This is a genomic window from Tunturiibacter psychrotolerans (genome assembly GCF_051013365.1).
Lineage (GTDB): Bacteria > Acidobacteriota > Terriglobia > Terriglobales > Acidobacteriaceae > Edaphobacter > Edaphobacter psychrotolerans_A.
Genome location: NZ_CP132941.1, coordinates 6,109,344 through 6,129,460, shown reverse-complemented (window position 1 = coordinate 6,129,460; position 20,117 = coordinate 6,109,344). Strand labels below are relative to the sequence as shown.

General features: G+C 52.1%; 19 protein-coding genes and 1 pseudogene. 7 read left to right on the top strand and 13 right to left on the bottom strand.

Annotated features, from left to right (window positions below):
- On the bottom strand, nt 1–221 hold a 221-nt coding region (locus RBB76_RS26125; RefSeq protein ID WP_433963589.1), incomplete at its 3' end, for a hypothetical protein.
- On the opposite strand from RBB76_RS26125, the gene RBB76_RS26120 reads away from it, so the two are divergent.
- A complete protein-coding gene (locus RBB76_RS26120; RefSeq protein ID WP_433963582.1) occupies nt 123–1,037 on the top strand; it encodes a LysR family transcriptional regulator in 915 nt (304 codons plus the stop codon). The genes RBB76_RS26125 and RBB76_RS26120 overlap by 99 nt on opposite strands.
- Nucleotides 1,038–1,852: 815 nt before the next feature.
- On the opposite strand, the gene RBB76_RS26115 is transcribed toward RBB76_RS26120, so the two are convergent.
- Entirely contained in the window at nt 1,853–3,250 is a 1,398-nt protein-coding gene (locus RBB76_RS26115; protein WP_429634227.1) for a S10 family peptidase, read from the bottom strand.
- A gap of 264 nt (nt 3,251–3,514) precedes the next feature.
- The gene (locus RBB76_RS26110) at nt 3,515–4,873 is read right to left on the bottom strand and encodes an MFS transporter (protein ID WP_429634225.1); all 1,359 of its coding nucleotides are present in this window, start codon (nt 4,871–4,873) and stop codon (nt 3,515–3,517) included.
- Between the two features lie 478 nt (nt 4,874–5,351).
- On the opposite strand from RBB76_RS26110, the gene RBB76_RS26105 reads away from it, so the two are divergent.
- Both RBB76_RS26105 and RBB76_RS26100 read left to right on the top strand, forming a co-directional pair.
- Nucleotides 5,352–6,047 carry a type 1 glutamine amidotransferase domain-containing protein gene (locus RBB76_RS26105; protein ID WP_429634223.1) on the top strand — a complete coding sequence of 232 codons (696 nt, stop codon included), beginning with the start codon at nt 5,352–5,354 and terminating at the stop codon, nt 6,045–6,047.
- 129 nt (nt 6,048–6,176) lie between these two features.
- Nucleotides 6,177–7,118: an NADPH:quinone reductase gene (locus tag RBB76_RS26100; RefSeq protein WP_429634221.1), complete on the top strand. Its 942-nt coding sequence runs from the start codon at nt 6,177–6,179 to the stop codon at nt 7,116–7,118.
- Between the two features lie 134 nt (nt 7,119–7,252).
- Here RBB76_RS26100 and RBB76_RS26095 read toward each other — a convergent pair whose 3' ends face one another.
- The 3 genes from RBB76_RS26095 to RBB76_RS26085 all read right to left on the bottom strand — a co-directional run bounded on the left by RBB76_RS26095 (nt 7,253) and on the right by RBB76_RS26085 (nt 9,414).
- The gene (locus RBB76_RS26095) at nt 7,253–7,789 is read right to left on the bottom strand and encodes a hypothetical protein (protein ID WP_260735165.1); all 537 of its coding nucleotides are present in this window, start codon (nt 7,787–7,789) and stop codon (nt 7,253–7,255) included.
- Between the two features lie 89 nt (nt 7,790–7,878).
- Entirely contained in the window at nt 7,879–8,679 is an 801-nt protein-coding gene (locus RBB76_RS26090) for an alpha/beta hydrolase (RefSeq protein ID WP_429634218.1), read from the bottom strand.
- Nucleotides 8,680–8,781: 102 nt separating this feature from the next.
- Nucleotides 8,782–9,414 (bottom strand): isochorismatase family cysteine hydrolase, encoded by a 633-nt coding sequence (locus tag RBB76_RS26085; RefSeq protein WP_429634216.1) that lies wholly within the window; start codon nt 9,412–9,414, stop codon nt 8,782–8,784.
- A 364-nt stretch (nt 9,415–9,778) separates the two neighbouring features.
- Between RBB76_RS26085 and RBB76_RS26080 the strand changes: the two genes are divergently transcribed.
- Both RBB76_RS26080 and RBB76_RS26075 read left to right on the top strand, forming a co-directional pair.
- On the top strand, nt 9,779–10,525 hold the full coding sequence (locus tag RBB76_RS26080; protein ID WP_429634214.1) for an SDR family NAD(P)-dependent oxidoreductase: 747 nt from the start codon (nt 9,779–9,781) through the stop codon (nt 10,523–10,525).
- A gap of 321 nt (nt 10,526–10,846) precedes the next feature.
- On the top strand, nt 10,847–12,493 hold the full coding sequence (locus RBB76_RS26075) for an FAD-dependent oxidoreductase (protein ID WP_429634212.1): 1,647 nt from the start codon (nt 10,847–10,849) through the stop codon (nt 12,491–12,493).
- Nucleotides 12,494–12,497: 4 nt separating this feature from the next.
- Here the strand turns inward: RBB76_RS26075 and RBB76_RS26070 are convergent, their stop codons facing one another.
- The gene (locus tag RBB76_RS26070; protein ID WP_390890541.1) at nt 12,498–12,851 is read right to left on the bottom strand and encodes a helix-turn-helix transcriptional regulator; all 354 of its coding nucleotides are present in this window, start codon (nt 12,849–12,851) and stop codon (nt 12,498–12,500) included.
- Nucleotides 12,852–12,968: 117 nt separating this feature from the next.
- On the opposite strand from RBB76_RS26070, the gene RBB76_RS26065 reads away from it, so the two are divergent.
- The gene (locus RBB76_RS26065) at nt 12,969–13,193 is read left to right on the top strand and encodes a hypothetical protein (protein WP_429634243.1); all 225 of its coding nucleotides are present in this window, start codon (nt 12,969–12,971) and stop codon (nt 13,191–13,193) included.
- A 412-nt stretch (nt 13,194–13,605) separates the two neighbouring features.
- On the opposite strand, the gene RBB76_RS26060 is transcribed toward RBB76_RS26065, so the two are convergent.
- The 4 genes and pseudogenes from RBB76_RS26060 to RBB76_RS26045 all read right to left on the bottom strand — a co-directional run bounded on the left by RBB76_RS26060 (nt 13,606) and on the right by RBB76_RS26045 (nt 16,506).
- Nucleotides 13,606–14,853: an NAD(P)/FAD-dependent oxidoreductase gene (locus RBB76_RS26060; protein WP_429634241.1), complete on the bottom strand. Its 1,248-nt coding sequence runs from the start codon at nt 14,851–14,853 to the stop codon at nt 13,606–13,608.
- Between the two features lie 78 nt (nt 14,854–14,931).
- Nucleotides 14,932–15,264, bottom strand: a pseudogene (locus RBB76_RS26055) (cyclic nucleotide-binding domain-containing protein); the annotation flags it as partial.
- A 48-nt stretch (nt 15,265–15,312) separates the two neighbouring features.
- A complete protein-coding gene (locus RBB76_RS26050) occupies nt 15,313–15,960 on the bottom strand; it encodes an isochorismatase family cysteine hydrolase (RefSeq protein ID WP_429634210.1) in 648 nt (215 codons plus the stop codon).
- A gap of 204 nt (nt 15,961–16,164) precedes the next feature.
- Nucleotides 16,165–16,506 carry a winged helix-turn-helix transcriptional regulator gene (locus RBB76_RS26045; protein ID WP_429634208.1) on the bottom strand — a complete coding sequence of 114 codons (342 nt, stop codon included), beginning with the start codon at nt 16,504–16,506 and terminating at the stop codon, nt 16,165–16,167.
- A gap of 493 nt (nt 16,507–16,999) precedes the next feature.
- Between RBB76_RS26045 and RBB76_RS26040 the strand changes: the two genes are divergently transcribed.
- Nucleotides 17,000–17,665, top strand: a complete 666-nt coding sequence (locus RBB76_RS26040) for a winged helix-turn-helix transcriptional regulator (RefSeq protein ID WP_429634239.1) — start codon at nt 17,000–17,002, stop codon at nt 17,663–17,665.
- An 11-nt stretch (nt 17,666–17,676) separates the two neighbouring features.
- On the opposite strand, the gene RBB76_RS26035 is transcribed toward RBB76_RS26040, so the two are convergent.
- Together RBB76_RS26035 and RBB76_RS26030 are read right to left on the bottom strand one after the other, a co-directional pair.
- Nucleotides 17,677–18,870 (bottom strand): HlyD family secretion protein, encoded by a 1,194-nt coding sequence (locus RBB76_RS26035; protein ID WP_429634206.1) that lies wholly within the window; start codon nt 18,868–18,870, stop codon nt 17,677–17,679.
- Nucleotides 18,867–20,093, bottom strand: a complete 1,227-nt coding sequence (locus RBB76_RS26030) for a TolC family protein (protein ID WP_429634204.1) — start codon at nt 20,091–20,093, stop codon at nt 18,867–18,869. The genes RBB76_RS26035 and RBB76_RS26030 overlap by 4 nt, the downstream gene beginning before the upstream one ends.
- Between the last annotated feature and the right edge of the window lie 24 nt (nt 20,094–20,117).

The window sequence follows — 20,117 nt, the reverse complement described above, 5'->3', positions numbered from 1 at the left end:
TGAATGGGATTGACAAGATAAGCTCTCGGGACTGTCATAGAAGTGACGGTTTGAGGCCGACTGCCTCCGCACGTAGAGCAATTTCTGTTGGAGAAATGGCTATGAACGGAATCGACATCCGCTTGCTTCAGGCGGCAATTGCCGCCGCTGAAGAGCTCAGCTTTTCTCGCGCCGCAGCGCGGATCCACATCACCCAGCCAGCACTGAGTAAACAGATTCATGATCTCGAGTCGCATCCGGGCGTTCCGCTATTCAACAGAGACAATCAACGAGTGGAGTTAACCGATGCTTGCCGAGCCTTCATTGAGCAGGCTCGGCTTTCGGTCCTTCACCTGGAGAGGGCAATTCACCAGGCTCGCTCGATCTCAAAGGGTGCCGAGGCTGTGCTCCATATAGGCACATCCCCTTCAGTTGACCCGTATCTTCTGTCTACTCTTCTGTCCATTCGATTGCCGTTGTTCCCGAAGCTAATGGTCTACCGATCCAGCAACTTCTCGGCTGAACTCGGCAGACAGGTTATGACTGGCGAGCTTGAGATCGCACTTTTGACAGCTGGTCTTTCTACTCCAAGACTGAATTTCCTAAACATCGCTTCTGCACCGTTCTACGTCGTTGTTCGGAATAGTAATCAACTCGCTAAGAAACGAGAAGTCAGGTTGAGAGATTGTCACGAACGGCCTTGGATTCTCTTTGGTCGTCACCTAAATCCTTCACTCTACGAAACTTTCATGTCACGAGCGAAACAGGAGAGTGTCTCACCACTCGAGATTCATCACATAACGACGGCTGAGGAATCCGCGCATTTCCTGGCTCATCACGATGGCGTCGCATTTCTCACACATGATGGAGCATGGCGTATCGCGAGGAATGGGCTGGCTATGAGGCCTCTGATCGATGACGAACTTCGACTTAGGACGGCACTGGTTACCCGCGCCGACGATCGAACTCGACTCGTGAGCGAATTCGTCAGGGCAGTCGGGCGGAAGATAAAGAGTGATTCCGACCACAGGCAGCAACAGCTTGCCTTGACGGGCTAATGGCTCAGACGCGGATCATCCGAGTCAATGATCTGAATGTTCAGTGGTCCTTCATGTCCGCACTGAGAACATCTGAAGACGCCCGTTAAGTCTGGCACACCATCGGGGTCGTCACGGCGCGATACACTCCCGCAGCTCGTACAGATATGAACGTGAATCGGTTCCTTGGCATGAGGTTCTGCAGTCTGTTGGGCCATTGTTCTGCTTCCCAAGCTGTATTTGTTCAATAGGGCTAGAACGCTTCTGTTCTTGCTTCCTGGCTTTTATGAATAAGCTGTCCTGGAATACGATCCGAGTATCATTTTGAAGCGCGTTCTAGCGGCCGTTCAAGCTACCTAAACGTCACCGAATTATTACACAAAATATGCGTTGAGCATGTGAGCGTATCAATGAAGTTCCTTGAGGAGCGAAATTTTAGCCGTGAGGATGCGCTCAGTCAGTTTCAAAAGTGTTGTGCTGCTGATGCTCGCTATAATCGGGCAAAAAAAAACGCTCAAGCACCCACCGACCCACTCTCCGATACTTGTTGCTCCTAATTTTCTTCTCCTGCCTATCTGGGCAACAGTCGGTTGCCGTGTGCGATTATGTTTCTTCAAACGGTCGGAGGCGCAGTCGGAGGAGTAGCGGTGGGTCCGTGCTTTTCCGCTGCGAGGGTCCTAAAGACGAGTCCGACTATTAGAGTGATACCTGCGGACAGGTAGGGAGCGATAGTATCTACAGACGTGATTTCCGGATGCACATTTCGGCTGTTATGGTCTGTGCCCAGATGTGTTTGTGACATAGCGAAACGGTATGTGTAGCTCGAGGCGATAAACCTAATGCTGAGAGAGCATGGTCAACACATCTTTGCGTAATGCCAGTGAGCTAGCCGAACGCGCATAGAACATATGTCCTCCTGCATACTCATGTACTTGAATACGGTTTGAATCGCCCATGTTCGGAATCTGGCTCACCGTCAGTATCGATCCCATGAACGGGCAAGCCAGATCCGCCCATCCATGTGCAATGAAAACGCGAAGCTTTGGATCAGTTGCCACCGCGACGCGTAGATCTGTTGCAGAGGCTGAACCGTGAAAAGCCCCATTTTGGCTGGATCGATCCCACAACAAAGCTGTTTCAATCGATAACGCGATATACCGCGCCTCTGGCTTCCAGCCGACGGTCTTGGTTACAAAGTCGACCATCGCCGTCGTTGTGGGCGCGACCACATTCATCATGATTGGGTCGTTACTCTGTTGGGTTGGGCTGTACGGAAACGGATCGTAACCAGTGACATTCGGATCGTACACGCTTCCCAGCTTGCCGGTTTCGCGAAACTCCTCGCGCAGAAAAGCATCCGTATCAAGCCGACCGCCTGACTGCCGTACGAACGTCGCGTCCAAGCCAGAAAGCTCCGTTACCCTCCTTATGAGCCGAGGAGTCGCCGTTGGATCGCTATTGCCCTTCATCAGATCGACCGCGTACTCCCCGCGCGTGTAGTCGATAACCGCCGCCATCGCGTCATTTGTCAGTGTCCCGCGGCGTTCATAGTTGGCAGCAACTATCGAAGGCAATACCGTCATCCATGGAATCGGAGAGATCTCCGGATCCCCCGCTTCGGGAGAGAGTGCGGGAGAAACCAGCACCATTCCATTCACCGCGATGCCGATCTTTGACTGCAGATATGCCGTTAGACGAGGCCCGCGATACCCTCCGTAGCTTTCGCCCACGATGTACTTGCGAGACTGCAGGCGTTCGTTCTTTACTAGCCAGTCGTAGACCGACCGCGAAAGGTAAGCGATGTCCTGATCTGGTCCATAAAATAGTTTCTTGGACTCCTCCTCTGCAACGAGTGACCGCGAATAACCTGTGCCAATCGGGTCGACAAAGACGAGATCTGTGAAGTCCAGCCACGTCCCCGGATTGTCCGTCAATGTCGCCGGATCCGATGGGCTCTGTCCCTCAATACCAAACGGCACCCTCTTCGGACCGATGGCCCCCATGTTCAGGAACACCGACGCGGCACCGGGACCGCCATTGAAAGCAAAGGTCACGGGACGATCCTTGCCCTCGACGACATAAGAGGTGTAGACAACTTCTCCACTTAACCGGCCTTTCTCATCACGTACGGGGAGTGTCCCCACGGTCACGGTGTATTGGAGAGGCTTTCCCTCAAGCAAAATACTTTGCGTTGCATGAGCATCCACCGGGAGAGGCGGCAACGACATTGACATGCCGAGCGTGGTCTCCGCTTTAGTTTCAGAAGTCGGTATAGATTTTGGCTTGTCTGAGCCGTCAACTGCACTTTGCGACGAAGCGAAGAGAGGAGCGGCTGGAGCAACAATACAAGCAATGAAAGACAGAACAATCAGCTTTGGTAAGGTCGTGTGCGATGAAATCATGACCCCAATCCTCGCACACTATGGGTGTAACTTCATAATTTGAAGACTATCTGCTGCTTTGATTTGGACTTAGCCCTTAACTGTTACAGCGTCGATTCAAACTACAGAGATTGCATCGTGATAAATTTCCGGCACAGTCAGAACGACCGCGATTGCACCTGTGATCATGAGTAGGCAGATGAATAGAATTCCAATGTGAAATTGTCCTGTGTGGGTCTTGATCGACCCTAAGAGGACTGGGCTTATGAAACCGCCGGAAACGCCGATCGAACTCACGATTGCAATGCCCGTGGGTGCGGTCTCTCTGCTGAGATAGGTCGGTGGGAGTGCCCAGAACAGAAGGCCAGCTCCATATAAAAAGAAAGCGGCGAGTGAAAGCAGAAAGATGAGTAGAAGCGAGGAACGAACAGTGGTGGTGACCCCTAAGGCCAATGCCGCGACTACCAGAGCACTGGACACATGCCAACGGCGTTCGCTTCGAAAATCAGAGGACCTACCTATCAGTAAAGCGCCTGCAGTTCCAAAGCAGTATGGGATGGCCGAGTACCACCCGATCTTTGCAATCGAGTGTAGGCCCGCGGCTTTTAAGATCGTCGGAAGCCAGAATGTATACATGTAGTTCGCGCAAGCAATCGTGAAGTAGACGAAGGCCAACCCCCAGACTTGACGATCGCGAAGTAGGGCAAGACCTGTACGGAAAGCCTCCACGGGCGGCAGTGGATAAGGTTCGTCTTTACTGGCCTCTCCAGGACGAACTAGTGCGAGTGATATCAGAGCTTGTTCCGAGTCATTTAGCCAACTGGCTTTTGACGGACTATCGGCAAGATAGAAGAAGCAAAGGATTCCAAGAATCGATGCGGGAAGGCCCTCAAGAAACAGCATCCACTGCCAGCCAGCAAGGTTATGCTTCATGTCAAACGCCGACATAATCCATCCGGAAAGTGGTCCCCCAACCATGCCCGCAACTGGAATCGCAAGCATGAAAAGAGTGGTTACCCGACCGCGGCGTCTGGCAGGAAACCAATATGTCAGGTAAAGAATGATACCCGGAAAAAACCCCGCCTCGAACAACCCAAGGAGGAAGCGAGCGGCGTAGAACTGAGAAGGTGTTCTCACGAACATTGTTCCTGCAGAGGTCAACCCCCAAAGGACCATAATGCGGCCAAGCGTAAAGCGGATCCCTATACGCTCCATCCAGATGTTGCTGGGAATCTCGAAAAGGATGTAGCTAACGAAGAAAAGGCCTGCACCGAGTCCGTACACGGAGTCGGAAAAACCAAGCATCGGTTTCATCTGAAGTTGGGCGTAGCCAACATTGATTCGGTCCAAAAAAGCAAACAAATAGCTTATGAACAGCAGTGGCATAAGTCGCCGGGTGATTTTCCCGTAGAGTGCGCCTTGCTTGCATTGATCCCCGAAGTCGACTGGATCCGAGATTTTGATTGCCGTCTTCAACTTAGCCCTCCATCGGCAAGCTAAGGGTCGCGTTGAGCGACTTGAAATTCAAAACCAACATATCGCTGTGGGAACGCAACAATGTCCATATCTGTCGCGGTGGCCCTGTTACTTCACTATTGGAACTAACGAACCTCGTCGCCAGAAATACGGCCATTAATCAATCGGATGACCTATAAGCATAACAACGTTTTCTTCATGCCACCGCAAAAGACTCATTTAGATCCTGTAAATAGTGCAGAGATTGTCTCCGTGCCGATCGACGTCAGGCTTCGGAATTAAGAATTGGCCGACATTAGTATCGAAGCTCAGCTTGACAAAGGCATGCAGTAGCTTCAAAATTTGAAGATACAAGGTCCGTATTTTGGTGTGTTCGATTTGACCAGCGCCGTGCACACATCTGGTCGTTATTGCATACATAGATTAGTCAATCCACGCGCGACATAACGCAGGCACTACTCAACTTAGAGGAGAACACATGAAGGTACTATTCATTGCAACGAGCGTCGAGAAGGGCCTGTGGCTAGCGGAGTTGACTCACCCCTATTGGCATCTCATCGAACGTGGAGTTGAGGTGGACTTCGCGAGCCCCAAGGGAGGGAAGATTAGCTGGTATTCCATTAGCGATCCCTACGCTGAAAACTCTCAGGAAGCAGATGACATAGTCAGCAAGGGATTTCTCTCCGATAAGAGACTTGTGGCAAAAACGGAAACCACGTTGTCTTTGGCAAGTCTTGATCTCAAGAGCTATGACGCAGTACATGTCGCAGGTGGAGGGGGGGCCGCGGTAGATCTCTATCCAAGTCCTGAAGTGGCAAAGACTCTCGAGCACTTCTTTTCAGAGGGGAAAGTCGTCGGTGCTCTCTGCCATGGAGCGATAGCTCTGGGTAATAACCCGGATCGCATTCGCGGGCGGGAGGTTACTGGCTATTCGTTAGCAGAAGATCTAGAGCTGGAGAAGTATTTTGGAAAGAACTTCCTGCCGAACTACCCACAACCCATCTTGGAGAAAGCTGGCGCACATTTCACTGCGGCCGAGCCGAATGGACTGCGTGTGGTCGTCGACGGGAAACTGATCACCGGCCAAAGCCAATTCTCTGCTTCTGAATACTCGATCGTCTTTCACCATCTCTTGACTGGACAGAGCCCTGTTCACGGAAGTATCGCCGCATAGCGTTGTGACAGTTAACGTCGCGATTCTCAGGTTGAATGTAGATGACGACTGGGAGTCGCGACGTGTTTTCTTTGATGTTCGGAAAGACCCTCGAACCTGCCCTTCTCTTTCTCTTCGAAAGGAATTCAATTGAAAGCAGCCTGGTATGTGAAGAATGGAGCTGCAAGGTATGTCCTGGAATTAGGGGACCTGGATAAACCCGCGGTTGGGCGAGGACAGGTGCTGGTGCACATCCGTGCCATCGGCGTGAACCCCTCCGATACGAAGGCACGGGCGACTACGCCATTGGCTTCGGGGATCAGACGGGTAATTCCCCATCAGGACGGCGCCGGGATCATTGAAGCCGTGGGAGAAGGTGTTCCTACTTCAAGGATTGGCGAGCGGGTTTGGATCTACGAAGCACTGTTTTCGGGCGGATCAGGTTGCGCAGCTGAGTACATTGCCGTCCCGAGTGTCAATGCTGTTCCGCTTCCGGGAAATATCTCGTTTGAGGTGGGCGCATGTCTTGGTGTGCCCGCACTCACTGCACATCGTTGCGTTTTTGCAGATGGCCCCGTTGATGGGCAAGCTTTGCTTGTTACTGGCGGAGCTGGTTCGGTGGGTGTCCACGCGATTCAATTCGCGAAGCATGGCGGAGCATCGGTCTTAACAACCGTTAGTAGCGAAAAGCAAGCGATGATAGCGAAAGCGGCTGGCGCAGATCTGATCATAGACCGGAATAAGGATAATCAGGCCGTTCGAATGCAAACGGTGGCGGGAGGATCCAGTCAGCGCATCATCGATCGAGTCGTCGATGTCGCTTTCGGTGCGAATCTTGAGACTACGATGAAGGTCCTGAAAGAAAACGGCGTTATCGCGACTTACAGCTCAGATTCCGAGCCCGAACCTACGCTGCCGTTTTTCTCCCTACTTAGGTTGGGAGTGACGATCCGATTCATCTTCGTCTATAAAATGAGCGCCAAAGCCCACCAAATTGCTATTGAGGCAACCACAGTCGGACTTACGGAAGGTTGGTTGCAGACAAACATCGCCGCCACCTTCCCATTGAGCCGAATCGCTGAAGCCCCATGAACTGTCTGAATCCGGGAAAGCAGTCGGAAAGGTGGTCGTGTTGATTGCCTGAACGACTGGTTCCTTATTGCCACGCAGTGCTATGGAGAGACTTCGGCCAGTTGCTCCTGCGCAGGAGCAACTGGCTTTCACCATTACTTTGCTGCTTTTCTCTTTAGTGCCTTGGTCTCCATGCTTTTTGCAAAGAACGGTGTTTCTTGGGCGTTGTGCGCAGCAGACGCGATGTCCTGTGAATGTTTAGCGACTTCAAATGGTATGCCGCTCCTGCCGAGATTTTCCCAATATTCCGGAGTCGTCTTTCCGATGACATGGTTGCTCAATTCGCACCGCTCTGCATCAAGCGGCTTGACACTGAGTTCCCAGACAACCCCGGACTTGGTGCGTCCGCCAGGCCCAATTACGTCAGAGGTCGAGAGGAGACGAACGTGGTGTCGCTCTCCGATATCTTCAACATAATGCTGGACCATAAGGTTGCCGCCAATCGTCTCGACGTTGAGGGACATACGACGTCCATCGTCGCTGGTGGTGAAGCCAGCGGCGATGTGAGCTGGAGAGCAGCGTTGGTACTCGGCATCGGGAAGAGTAAACACCCAATCGGCAATGTCTACGTACTCGATTGGCGCATTGATTATGGCAGTTGAAGTCGATTCGGTAATGATTGTGTCGCTCACAGTGTGTCTCCTTGAGATTTCGTATTTTGAGTTGCTGAATGAAAGAACCAGTTCGAATTCCTAGAGAACCGACGGCTTGGTTTCACTTGCTACTTGCTCTGGTCGACGCCTCGCACGGCCTGCTCAATCACAGACGCTACGTCTTGCGGATGTGCGAGCAGCGCGAGATGGGACGCTGGGAGCGTAGTAACCTGTGAGCCAATCTTCTGCGCCATAGTCTTTTGCAGTTCTAAAGGGATCACTCGATCCTTCGTTGTAATCAAAGTCCAGGACGGTTTGTTCTTCCACGCGGCTCCAGTAACCGGAACTGCCAAAGCATTGGGTGCTGAAGTTGGACCTTGCGTAGCGAAGAGAATGTCTCTCTCTAAAGACGGTAGCTCTTCAGCAAAATCTTCATCGATTCCCTTACGCGAGATCTTCGTGAAGCCGACACTATCGGGCACGATCTGCGATGCTGCGGGTGGCTCGACCGTTGAAGATTTCAAGAGCGAAAGGGCTGATTCTCCCGAATCTGGAGCAAGGGCAGAAATGTAAACTAATCCTTTTACCTTTGGGTCAACACCAGCTTGAGTAATGACCACTCCGCCATAAGAATGGCCCACGAGGATCACCGGGCCGTCGATCAAAGCCAAAGCGCGTTGGGTCGCGGCGACATCATCTGCGAGTGAAGTTAGAGGCAGCTGCACAGCGGTCACGCGAATTCCTTTGCTCTCGAGGAGTGGGATGACCCGGGACCAGCTGGAACCGTCGACCCATGCTCCATGCACGAGAACAACGTTCTCGACCTGAACTTTCCTGTCAGACTGAGCCGACACACTAGAGGGTAGAAAAGGTACTGCAACGCTGAGAGCTATAGCTGCTGCACTCCAGAATTTATAAAGAAGAGACATAATCGGCTTTCCTTTCAGTGATTGTTTCGTGAGTTCCGCTCGAGTTAGCCAAGGGCCACCGAATTGGGGGCGGTGGTCGGCGGAGCAGCAATCGACACCCTGCTATTTCTTGGCGCCGATGGGCAGCGCGGCCAGCAGCTCTTGGGTTGTGAGTTCACTATGGGCAAAGAGCTTCGCGTCTACGCGGGCCGCGACCATGCCTTCGGGATTGAATGCTCCCGTCGCGTCCTTGATAAGCGTCACGTGGTAACCGAGTTCCATGCCCATTCTTGCTGTGGCCTCCACGCAGGAATTTGCTATAAAGCCGACGAATATCAGTTTCTTGACTCCATGTTGTTTCAACTGGGCATCGAGATCGGTATTAGCGAATCCATTTTGTGCCCAATGTTCCAATGCCACGACATCCCCGGGCTTCGGACCGAACTCTTCATGAAATTGGCCGCCCCAGGCACCGTCTTCGAAACATTCCTTCCGCTTGGTTTCTTGCTGGGTGGGATTGATGGCAGCCCAGTTGACGAAGTCCGTAGGTCTCGTCCTGTGGTGCGGCACGATGAAAACTTGTATCCCTGCATCGCGAACTGCGGGTATCAACTTCCGCATGTTCTCGTAAAAGCCGACGGAGTCTGCTTGTGGTTTAGTGATGTCATAGAGCTTTCCGCCTTCAGACATGAAGTCGTTGTAGGGATCAACGATGAGAAGAGCCGTAGTGCTTTGCTCGTAAATCGATGTAGACATATTTGCTCCTTTGAATCGCGAACAGTTTGGTTTTCCTGTTTGAAACTTTAGGTTGGAGAGCCGCCTTCGGGCAGTTGCGTATTGGGTGAGAACAGCTACGAGATCGACCAATTCCTAGCCCGGTCAACGTTCGAAAACCTCGTCGAACTTGTGTCTTTGAGAAACGATAGCATAGTGTCTTCTATTTATGAAGTGACACAATAAATTTATTTACATGTTTGTTTGTAGGTGGGCAGTATAGCTATATGCAAGCATGTCTAAATGCACTCTATTTGAGAGTAAAAGAAAAGATTAGGGAATCATTTCGCTTGAAGTCCGCATCTCACTGTTGCAAGTCACTTCAAAAAAGGAAGATACTGTGACTATGAACAAGCTAACGGGAAAGATCGCGGTTGTAACGGGAGCGTCGAAGGGAATTGGCGCGGCTGCAGCGAAGCGACTGGCAGCAGAGGGCGCATCTGTCGTAGTGAACTTTCACACAAGCAAGAATGACGCGGACAGGGTTGTATCGGAGATTGTCGCTGCAGGAGGCAAAGCAATTGCCGTCGGCGCCGATGTTTCCGATGAAAAGCAGATCGCTGAGCTTTTCGCGAAAACCAAAGAGGTATACGGCAAGCTCGACATCCTGGTCAACAATGCCGGCATATATGCGTTTGGACCTCTTGAGGAGGTAACCCCAGAAAAATATCATCGCGAACACAACCTGAACGTCCTTGGGCTCCTGTTGACTACGAAGGCTGCAATTTATCTGTTTCCATCTGAGGGTGGAAGCATCATCAACATTGGTTCTCGTGTAAATTCGGTTGCTCCAGCAAAATCGGCAATCTCTTCAGCGAGCAAGGCTGCTGTGGACGCAATCACGAAAGTTCTGAGCAAAGAACTCGGACCACGCAAAATCCGCGTCAACTCTCTCAATCCAGGCATAATCATGACCGAAGGATTTATCGCAGGCGGTTTGGCGAATAGCCCCATGCAAAAGCATTATGTTGAACTCACGCCTTTAGGACGGATGGGAGAGCCTGATGATGTGGCCTTTCCTATCGTCTTCTTAGCATCTGACGACTCTCGCTGGATCAGCGGAGAGCTGATCATTGTCGCCGGTGGAGAGTAGCGTCGGAAAAGGGAGGACTCCTCCGGGAGATCGCTCGACGTGCAGAGTGTGCGTCGAGCCCCGGGGTCTTCTCTCCTCACTCTGGGCAATGGGGTAAGTAGAGCAATCCGAAATCGCGAACGTGCATAACAACGCGTAATTTCGTTCGTTTCTGCAAAGAAATTCCGATCTTCATAGCCTAGCTTCAAGAAATACACCGCGGACACGGGGACTGCTGACCACGGACCTTGGTATCGGGTTAACAGCGATGCCAAGCGCACAACACTCGAAGAGACAACGCTCGCGTAGCCTTCAGTGTGGCTACGAGAAGGGAACAAGACAATGATCGCAGCTGAAGAACTCAAAGCTTTCCCGTTATTTGATTGCCTTAGTGACGAATGGCTTAAAAAGATTGCGGATTCAGCCGCGGAGCTGTCGGTTCACCCTGGCGAATGGATTATCCGGGAAGGTGAAATGCCTTCCTTTTTCGTCCTGCTGGAGGGTTCCCTCACCTGTGAGAAGGATTATGGTGGCACCAATAAAGTGAAAGCTCAGTATGTGCCAGGAGATTTCTACGGTGAAATCCCCATCCTTCTAGATTCGGTTGCAATTGCATCATTGCAAGCTACGGAGCCTTCCCGAGTCCTGCGTCTCGATAGAGTCCAATTTATGGATATGATCGCGTCGTCGCGCAGATGCAATGAAATCGTTATCGGAGTGATGACAAAGCGTTTGAAGATGATCCAAGACCACATGCAAGTAAACGATGCTCTTCGGGTGCGAGTATTTGGTTCGCAGTACAACATGGAGTGCCGAGACATAAGGGATTTTCTTTCCCAAAACCATATTTCTTACAGATGGACAGACCACGATCAAGATAATCCTGAGACCGTTAACAATTGTGGAGAGCCTTTCGTTGTAGTTGATCAGTCGAAGGTCGTCGGCTGTCCACTTACTGTTCGCAAAGTGGCAGAAGCTCTGGGGATGAAGACCACCCCTTCACAGATTGGGTATGACGTCGTCATAGTAGGTGGAGGGCCAGCGGGATTGGCAGCAGCGGTCTATGGGGCCTCAGAAGGCCTAGAGGTACTGTTGATCGAAAAGCGAGGGATTGGAGGTCAGGCCGCATGTTCTAGTCGAATAGAAAACTATCCCGGCTTCCCAACAGGAATCTCGGGTAACGATTTAGGAGCGCGGGCTTTCAAGCAGGCGGAACATTTCGGTGCGGAAATTGTCGTGACGCGTGAAGCTCAAAGCATTTTCTCCTTCCCGGGCGGGTACTGCGTGGAGATGGACGGCGGATGCAAGGTGCAAACTAGGTCGGTTCTGCTTGCGACAGGTGTGCAATGGAGGAAGCTTGACGTACCTGGTCTAAAACCGCTTATCGGCAGAGGAATCCTCTATGGCGCGGCTCGTACGGAGGCTCATTCTGTGGTCGGAAAAGAAGTCTTCCTCGTGGGCGCCGGAAACTCGGCTGGGCAAGCCGCCATGTTCTTCTCCGGCTACGCATCGTCGGTAACACTCTTGGTTCGAAGTTCAGGCCTGGAATCATCCATGTCGCAGTATCTGATTGAACAGCTGCGGAGAAGAAGCAATATCCATATTGAAACGGGTACCGAGCTTATTTCAGCCGCTGGTGATGTCCATCTCGAATCGATCCGTACCATCGCAGATGGCCACATCCAGTCACGACCAGCAGACGCGCTTTTCATCATGATTGGCGCGTGCGCGGCAAACTCGTGGATGCCCGAAGATCTGCAGCGAGACCCAAATGGGTTTATCTATACCGGTCGGGATGTCGCAACACCCGCTGGTGTCCGCGCCCCATTTCTACTCGAAACCAACCTTCACGGAATTTTTTGTGCCGGAGACATTCGGCACGACTCAATCAAACGGGTCTCGAGCGGCATGGGCGAAGGAAGCATGGCCATATCGTTCATCCATCAATATCTCGCTCTCCAGATAGAACCTGAAGAGCTTGTCGCCTAAAATCTTAGATCTGAACCGGCGAGGTCATATCGTAACGAGTTCGAGAAGCCAAAGAGGAACTCCCGCGAACGGGTGGCCCCATGCTACGTCTCCATTGCCCCGGACCGGTGCCCACCCTCTGCTGAAATGCTCGCGTGAAAGTGGATTGGCTTGAAAATCCAGTACGAAACGCTACGTCAGGTAAAGAGAGAGCGGAATGAGTCAAGAGTGCCTTTGCATAATCAATCCGACGATCGACGACCCAACGGTGGACTGAAACACCAAAGGTTGTTTTGAATGCTCGCGCAAAGTGTCCCGGAGAGAGATTACATTCTCTAGCGAGCCGATCCAGTTTAAGGTTACCGCCCAAATGATTCATGAGAAGCTCTTCAGCTCTACGTTTCTGCCACGGCGCTAAGCCGCCGCGATGCATGTCCCTAATTGGAGAAGCCGTCGCATAACCCTCCACAAGACGGGAACACAACAAGAGGCCAAAGTGATCAAGAAAAAGATCACTTCTGTCTTGGGGATCCTCCAGGAACGGGAGGATGAGCCGGGTAAGGTTCGCTACTGCGTGATCATTGACACAGATCGTTGGCCGTATGGATGTAACCCTAGCCAGATCGTGGTCATCGGTGAAAGCATTCACGGTTTCCCGAGGCATGTTGAAGTGCAAATAATCGAACGCAGTCTTAACCCAAGCGATTTGCCCAGCCTGTAAGTCAAAGACACTCGCGTGGAACGAAGGGATCACGGGCACTGCCAGTGGCTTGCCGTCGCTCCAATGCTCCCAAACCCCCTTGCCCATGGGCTGTAAAGCAGCAGAGATCAAGAAAGAGTCTTCCGTTGGAATTGTTGTACTGATGTCCGGTGGGACCACAGTTGAGATGAGACGTGTAACTGCGAACGGCGGTCTGCTCGTTGGCTCTACGACTAGGCTTGCCGCCGCTTCGATAAAAAAGTGCTTGCCCCATTCATTTCCGTATCCTCGCATGGGATTCCTCCTTTCCTCACAAGACAGGCAACGCTACGATGACCGGGCCAACCGCATTCCGGACGACCGCGTCAAAACATCACAAGTGCATTCCGCGGCGCCAATCAGACGCTCTGAAAAAAGATATAAACGTAGCGTCTCAAAAAGAGAGGTTTCCGATCGGTTCTTCGAGTGCCAGGTACTGATGGATGAATGCGATCGCCATGCTGCCTTCGCCTACGGCACTTGAGACACGTTTGATCGAATCATGCCGAACGTCTCCCGCGCAGAAGACACCGGCAAGATTCGTCTCCAACGCGAAGGGCGCCCGCTTATGAGGAAAATGGGACAGGTCGCGTCCCGTGCAGATGAATCCATTCGAATCTCTCTCCAATAGTTTAGGGAGCCACGCAGTATCGGCATGAGCCCCGATCATCACAAAGAGGGCATCGGCATCTCGTTGCCGTACGTTGCCTTCTGTGGTGGTGCAGATCGTCTCAAGGCAGCTTTCACCGCTCACAGAAAGCACCTGAGTGAGTGGCTCCACAGCAATATTGCTGCGTTGGGCCAGCTGATCAATCAAGTACTGCGACATGGAGGATTCGAGGCCTGAACCGCGAATCAGAAGTGTCACTGAACTGGCATAGCTTGAAAAGAACATCGCCGCCTGTCCAGCAGAGTTACCACCCCCTACAATGAAGACATGCCTCCCAACCACCGTGGGCGCCTCGGTACGAGCCGCTCCATAGAGCACGCCCTTCCCGGTGAGGCGATCAATTCCCTCCGACTGCAGTCTTCTCCATTGCACTCCGGCAGCTAGCACCACGGCCTTTGTTTCGACCTGCAGACCACTGTCTAAATGCACTGAGTAGCCTGGAGAAGAACGGGAGATAGCTTCCACGTTGCGCGTCATTACCATTTCAGCATCGAATCTAGTCGCCTGTTTCAACGCTCGAGAGGTTAGTTCATCCCCTGAAATTCCGTTCGGAAAGCCGAGGTAGTTCTCGATGCGAGATGAGGTCCCAGCCTGACCTCCAGTGGCGTTCTTTTCCAACAACAAAACGCTGAGTCCCTCCGAAGCACCGTAGACGGCAGCTGCCAGCCCGGCCGGACCGCCTCCAATGACGACGACATCGTAGTTTTCCTTACTCGGATTTGTCCTGATTCCCAGTGCCTCAGCAACCTTGCGTACGGTGAGAGGTCCTCCAACAAAAACCGAGTTGTCGACGACGACGAAGGCACCTTTGAAGTTAGCAGGAGGGCATACTGTCACGCGCTCCGGCTCGCGCTCGCCATCGACCCATTCATAGGGAATACGATTTAGTGCTAGGAACGAGCGAATGCTGCGACATTCGTCGTCATATTGAGATCCGACAATGAGTACGCGCAACGGATTGTTTTCGCGCATGTATTCCCTCATAGATGCCAGCCTCTTGCTCATCGTCTGAACGACCAAATTTGCGCACTCTGGAGACGAGTCGATGAGTTCCTTGAATTGATTGCGATCTAAACGGATTAGGCGCGATGACTCTTTGGCTCGGAGGGACGCAATTGTGGGAGCATCTAGCAAGATCGGAGTCTCCCCGTAAAAGTCCCCCGGCTTGTATTGGCTGCGCACCCTACTTGCTCCGCCGTATTCTTTCTCTAAATAAAGAGCGCCTTCCAATAGGACAAAGAAGAAAGGAGTCTCACCTTCTCGAATGATCCATTCCCCGGGCTGCACGTTCAGTTCGGCTGCATTTCTCGCTATCCGCTCTCTTTGGGATTCGCTAAGACAATTGAAAAGCGGAATTTTTGCTAGCTCGTTAGCTCGGATCATGATCGTCTCCCGTTAGTTGGCGGTCTATAAATAATCGGCCGCATTAAATTAGATTGGAAAGTCAGGTGGGAGCGCGAGAGAAAGCTCCTCTATCAACGCTTCCGTGTCAAGGATTCTGTGGGCAAAGGTTGGGCCAGTGATCTCGTGCGCGACCCGCATCGATTCAGGGTTGTAGGCCGATGTCGCGTCTTTTACGAGCGTCACATGATAAGCCAGTTCCATTGCGAAGCGTCCAGTCGATTCAACGCAGGTATGAGCGGCCATCCCGACCAGAATTACCCTGGAAATTCCGTGCTGCTTGAGAAGTACGTCAAGATCTGTATTCGCGAAGCCACTCTGTCCCCAATGCTCTTGTACGACAATATCTCCAGGGCGGGGCCCGAACTCGGGATGCCAGTCACCACCCCAAGTCCCATGAGCCGCGAGTTGCATCTCATCAGCCTTTCGCTGAGAGGCATTCACGAAGCGCCATTCAGCTAAATCAGATCCGCCAGAGCGATGATGGGGCACGATAAAGACCTTGATTCCCAGGCTTCGAACAGCCTGTAAAAGGCGTCGCATATTTTCCTGGAAGCCCACTAATTCAGCGATCTCTTGGAGAGCACTATAGAGTTTGCCGCCCTCGCTCATGAAATCGTTGTACGGGTCCATGATCAAGAGAGCGGTTTGGTCACATGTGTAGGTTTCTATAGCCAACGGTATCCTCCGGGGCGGAGCGCACACTTTGTGGGTCTTCTCAGCGTCTTAGAGATCGCGACATATTCAATGCGTCGCAATCAACAGCGTTAATTGTGTCACTTCAAATTATGAAGTTACATGAGAGAGATGTCAATCGCTGTCGTGAAATATCTGACCCGAGCACCTGCATGAAATTCGTTCTCTAACAGCAGCATATGCTCGCTAGTCCGCAACGCGCCTCCGACGTCGGGTAGATATCTTAGGAGGAGGAATGGTCCCCAGTCTCTCGCCAGTATTTTTATCGAAGACCGCGAGCGAAGGTTCTTCCGCCGAGTCATCCCATTTGATATTCCAGTTGGCAGCCGCGAAGAGAACCTCGTCCAGCTCACCACCTTTAGCCGTTGCAAAGTATTCAAAGCGTGGGGGATGGTCACAGTAGAGTCTGCGCTCGACAATGCCGTCCTTTTCCAAGCGGCGGAGCCGGGAACTCAGGAGATGGGAACCAATCTTTGTCTGAGCCTGAATATTCTGAAAGCGCCGAACATTCAGACTCAGCTCGCGCATGATCAAAAGAGCGTGAGGATCCACTATTTGCCGAAGAACCTTTGCAAAGCGTCGGGCCTCTGAAGATACCTTCTTCCGAGCCACTTTGTTCTGATTTGAGATGCGAGTCTTGGCACTAGCTTTAGTTTTTGAAGACACAAGAATGACTATAGCGAAATGGTGATTACATAGCTAATTTGCGAGTCTTTACAGCTTTGAGGCCTCGTTTGAATCGCAACCCATCTTGACCCCGGCAATCTGCGTTCCTGGTAGATTTTGAGTCAGGATGAGATCCGAGATGCGGCAACGGACGGTTACCACGAGGTAAATATATGAAATTATTACACTTATATCTATTTCCCTAAATGGGTAGGCGTGGACGGCTAGCATGCCTGGGACCTAACAGCAAATATTGAAGAGACTTCCCTCACTTTGATCGTATACTCGAAAGAGGGGCCTGCAGATAGCCACTTCGAGTGGTTCTTCCGCTTAGTCCTCTATTGAGGTGACAGATATGGGTTGGGGTAGCGTTTCTGACAGTTTCTGCAACATCGCTCGCTCACTCTCGGTGGTCGGAGATCGTTGGACTCTCTTGATCATGAGGGAGATAAGTTTACGTAATCGGCGATTTGAAGAGATCCAGGCGCAAACCGGAATGTCCTCCCATCTGTTGGCGACCAGGTTGAAGCGACTCGAAGAGGACAAAATCATAGAGCGTCACGTATACAGCGCCCGTCCGCTTCGCCATGAATACTTTGCGACTCCAAAAGGTAAGGACCTGGATGCCGTGATGCTAGCACTTCGGAATTGGGATCTCCGGTGGGGAGGATCAGATGGCAAAGGCGCCGCAGCCGTAGATATCACTGATAAGAGGACAGGCAAAGTTGTCGATGGCACCTGGCACAATCCAGCTGGAGAAACCTTCAGTTTCTCCAATACCAATTCAGTGATGAGTGAGGCATGGAAAGCGGAACGAGAAGCCAATGCAGCCGCTTTCTACGCAGCCAAGCAACGTTCCGCTCCGCGAGCGAAGAAGACTATAGCCACAAAATCAAAAAAGACAAGCACCAAATCAGCTCCCACTAAGTCTTCAAGCGTCAAGAGGTCTACGGCGAAGACGATAACGAGCAAAGTGTCATTGCGTAAAAAGGCAGCAAAAGCGAACTCGAAGGCAGCATAGCCACTGCATGGTTATTTCCGAGTGTCAACCCGGACCTCAACCGACATGCCTGGCAACAATGGGACTTCCTGTTCCTTTGCCGCAATTAGAATTCGGACGGGTACGCGCTGAACGACTTTTACATAATTCCCCGTTGCATTCTCCGGCGGAATAAGCGCAAATTTTGCGCCTGTCGCGCCGCCAAGACTCTCTACACTCCCTTGCAGATCCTGTCCTGATGAATCAACGTGAATGATAGCTCTCTGTCCAATTCGCATGTGTGTGAGCTGGGTCTCCTTAAAGTTCGCCACTGCCCAAACATCGTTCGGCGAAGAAATCGTCAACAAAAGTTGCCCTGCACCTACCCTCTGTCCTACCTCGATCGATTTGCGACCAATCACGCCATCAACGGGTGCAACAATCTCTGTATATCCGAGATTGAGGGTCGAGTCTTTTAAGGACGCGAGATTTCGCTTCAAGTCGCCGTCCACCTTTCGTACGTTCGCCTTAGCGGTTTCGATCTGTTGAGGAGCAGTGGCGGCAGCCAACACGTCACCCCTTCGCTCTGCGATTCTTTGTGCTGAAGACGCTATATGTTGCCTAGCTGCGGCAAGGTTTGCCTCTGCTGCCTTCATTTGAGCTTCTGCAGAGGTCGCATCGGTGGCTCGCTGGTCGTATTCCGATCTCGAAATTTCATGGCTGTCCACAAGAGCCAGGTAACGACGGCGATCGTCTTCCGCGCGACGGTAGATGGCGCTAGTTTGAGCCACAACCTGTGCCGCGGATACGCTTTGAGCCTCTGCTGTCGCTTTTTCAGCTTCGGCTTCTTCGACAGCAGCTTTCGCCGCCGACAAGCGGCTTTTAGAAGTCGCCTCCGAGATCTCAACATTCAGCTTTGCGACGATCAATTGCGCTTCAGCAGACTGAACGTCCCCTTGTAGACGGTCGACCGTTGGAGCGTAGTCATTCTGGTCAAGCCGAGCTAGGACCGTTCCTGCCTTCACAAATCGAGTGTCGTCGACGTTAGGATTCACCCATGTGATCGTTCCCGAGACCCTGGCATTAAGTGGATGGATGTGTCCGTCGATCTGGGCATCATTGGTGCTGACGCTCCCAGGTGCCAGAAACCATACGAGGACGCCGATGATTGCGGTTCCAAGAAGGCTGCCCGTAATGACACGACGGCTAAATCGTGTTTCGTTAGGTGAGTCTTGCTCCACCATCATTGAACTCCCAGGTACGTAGAGTAGTTGGCTTCCGCAGTTCCCGTAGCCCGTATTAGCATCAGCTTTGCCAGCGAATGAGCGTAGATGCTCGCGATTCGATTGTCTTCCGCCTCAGCTACGTCCTGTTGAGCCCGGATCAGATCCACGCCAGTTGTTACGCCATTTTGAAACCGATCCTTTGCCTGCCGAAGCCCCTCTGTTGCCAACTTCACGTTTTCTACGGATACATCGACACTAGTTTGAGCGGCTTTCAGATCCAACATGGCGGATCGAACGTCATAGATTGCCCGAGCTTGAATATCGGATAGTTCCGCTTGTCTGCGACTCAATACAGCTCTTGCATCCAGAACATCCGATTCGATCCTGCGCCCGGTGAACAAAGGAATCGATATCCGTGCCCCGACTTCATAGTCTGGAATACTACTCGCGTAGTTGAATCCAGTTTCGCCCGCATTTGCGTTGACTTCTAAGACGGGCAATCGTTGTGCCGATTGCGCTTTAACGGTTTGGGTGGCGGCTAGTAGTCGGGCCGAAGCGGCGCGAATGTCCTGACGCCTGTTCTTGACGACATCAATGAGTTCGTCCAGAGACTGATCCGGCGAAGGCGAATAGATCAAGGCATCAGTCAGCTGAAAGGCTTGAGCGATGGGCAAGCCGATGATACGAGTTAGCGCCAGCTTATCTTTTTCAAAGGTGGCATTCGCAACAGCGACCCGCTGTTCGGCAGAACGTCGAATGACCTTCGCACGAATGCCGTCGATCTCCGGAGACACTTCATGCTCAATGCGATCCTCTATGAGAATCTCCGTAGCCCGTGCCGTCGCTAATTGCGCCTTCGCTGTCTCCAGACGAACCTGACTCGCGGCGACCAGCAGATAGGAACTCGTCGCGGCAAGTACAACGATGTTTCGGGAATCGCTAAGGCCCGCCCTACTCGCTTCCAGACTCTCGTTCGCGGCCGCTGCTGAATGCATACCGCTGATATCAAGCAGACGCTGCGACAGATTGACATGGGCGGTCTGAAAATTAAATGCTGGTATCGTCCCGTCGAGACCGATCGAGTTCTCGACAAAGTTTCGGTAGTCCTGCGTGGCATCCAAAGAAAGTTGAGGTAGCAACACCGATAGGGCTTTGATTCTCGCCGCCCTCGCCTGTCTATTTTCCTGCTCTGCGTCTATTAGTCCAAGATTTGCGCGTAACGCTCTGGAGACGGCTTCCCGCATTGACAGTGAAAGAACTCCCGGGAC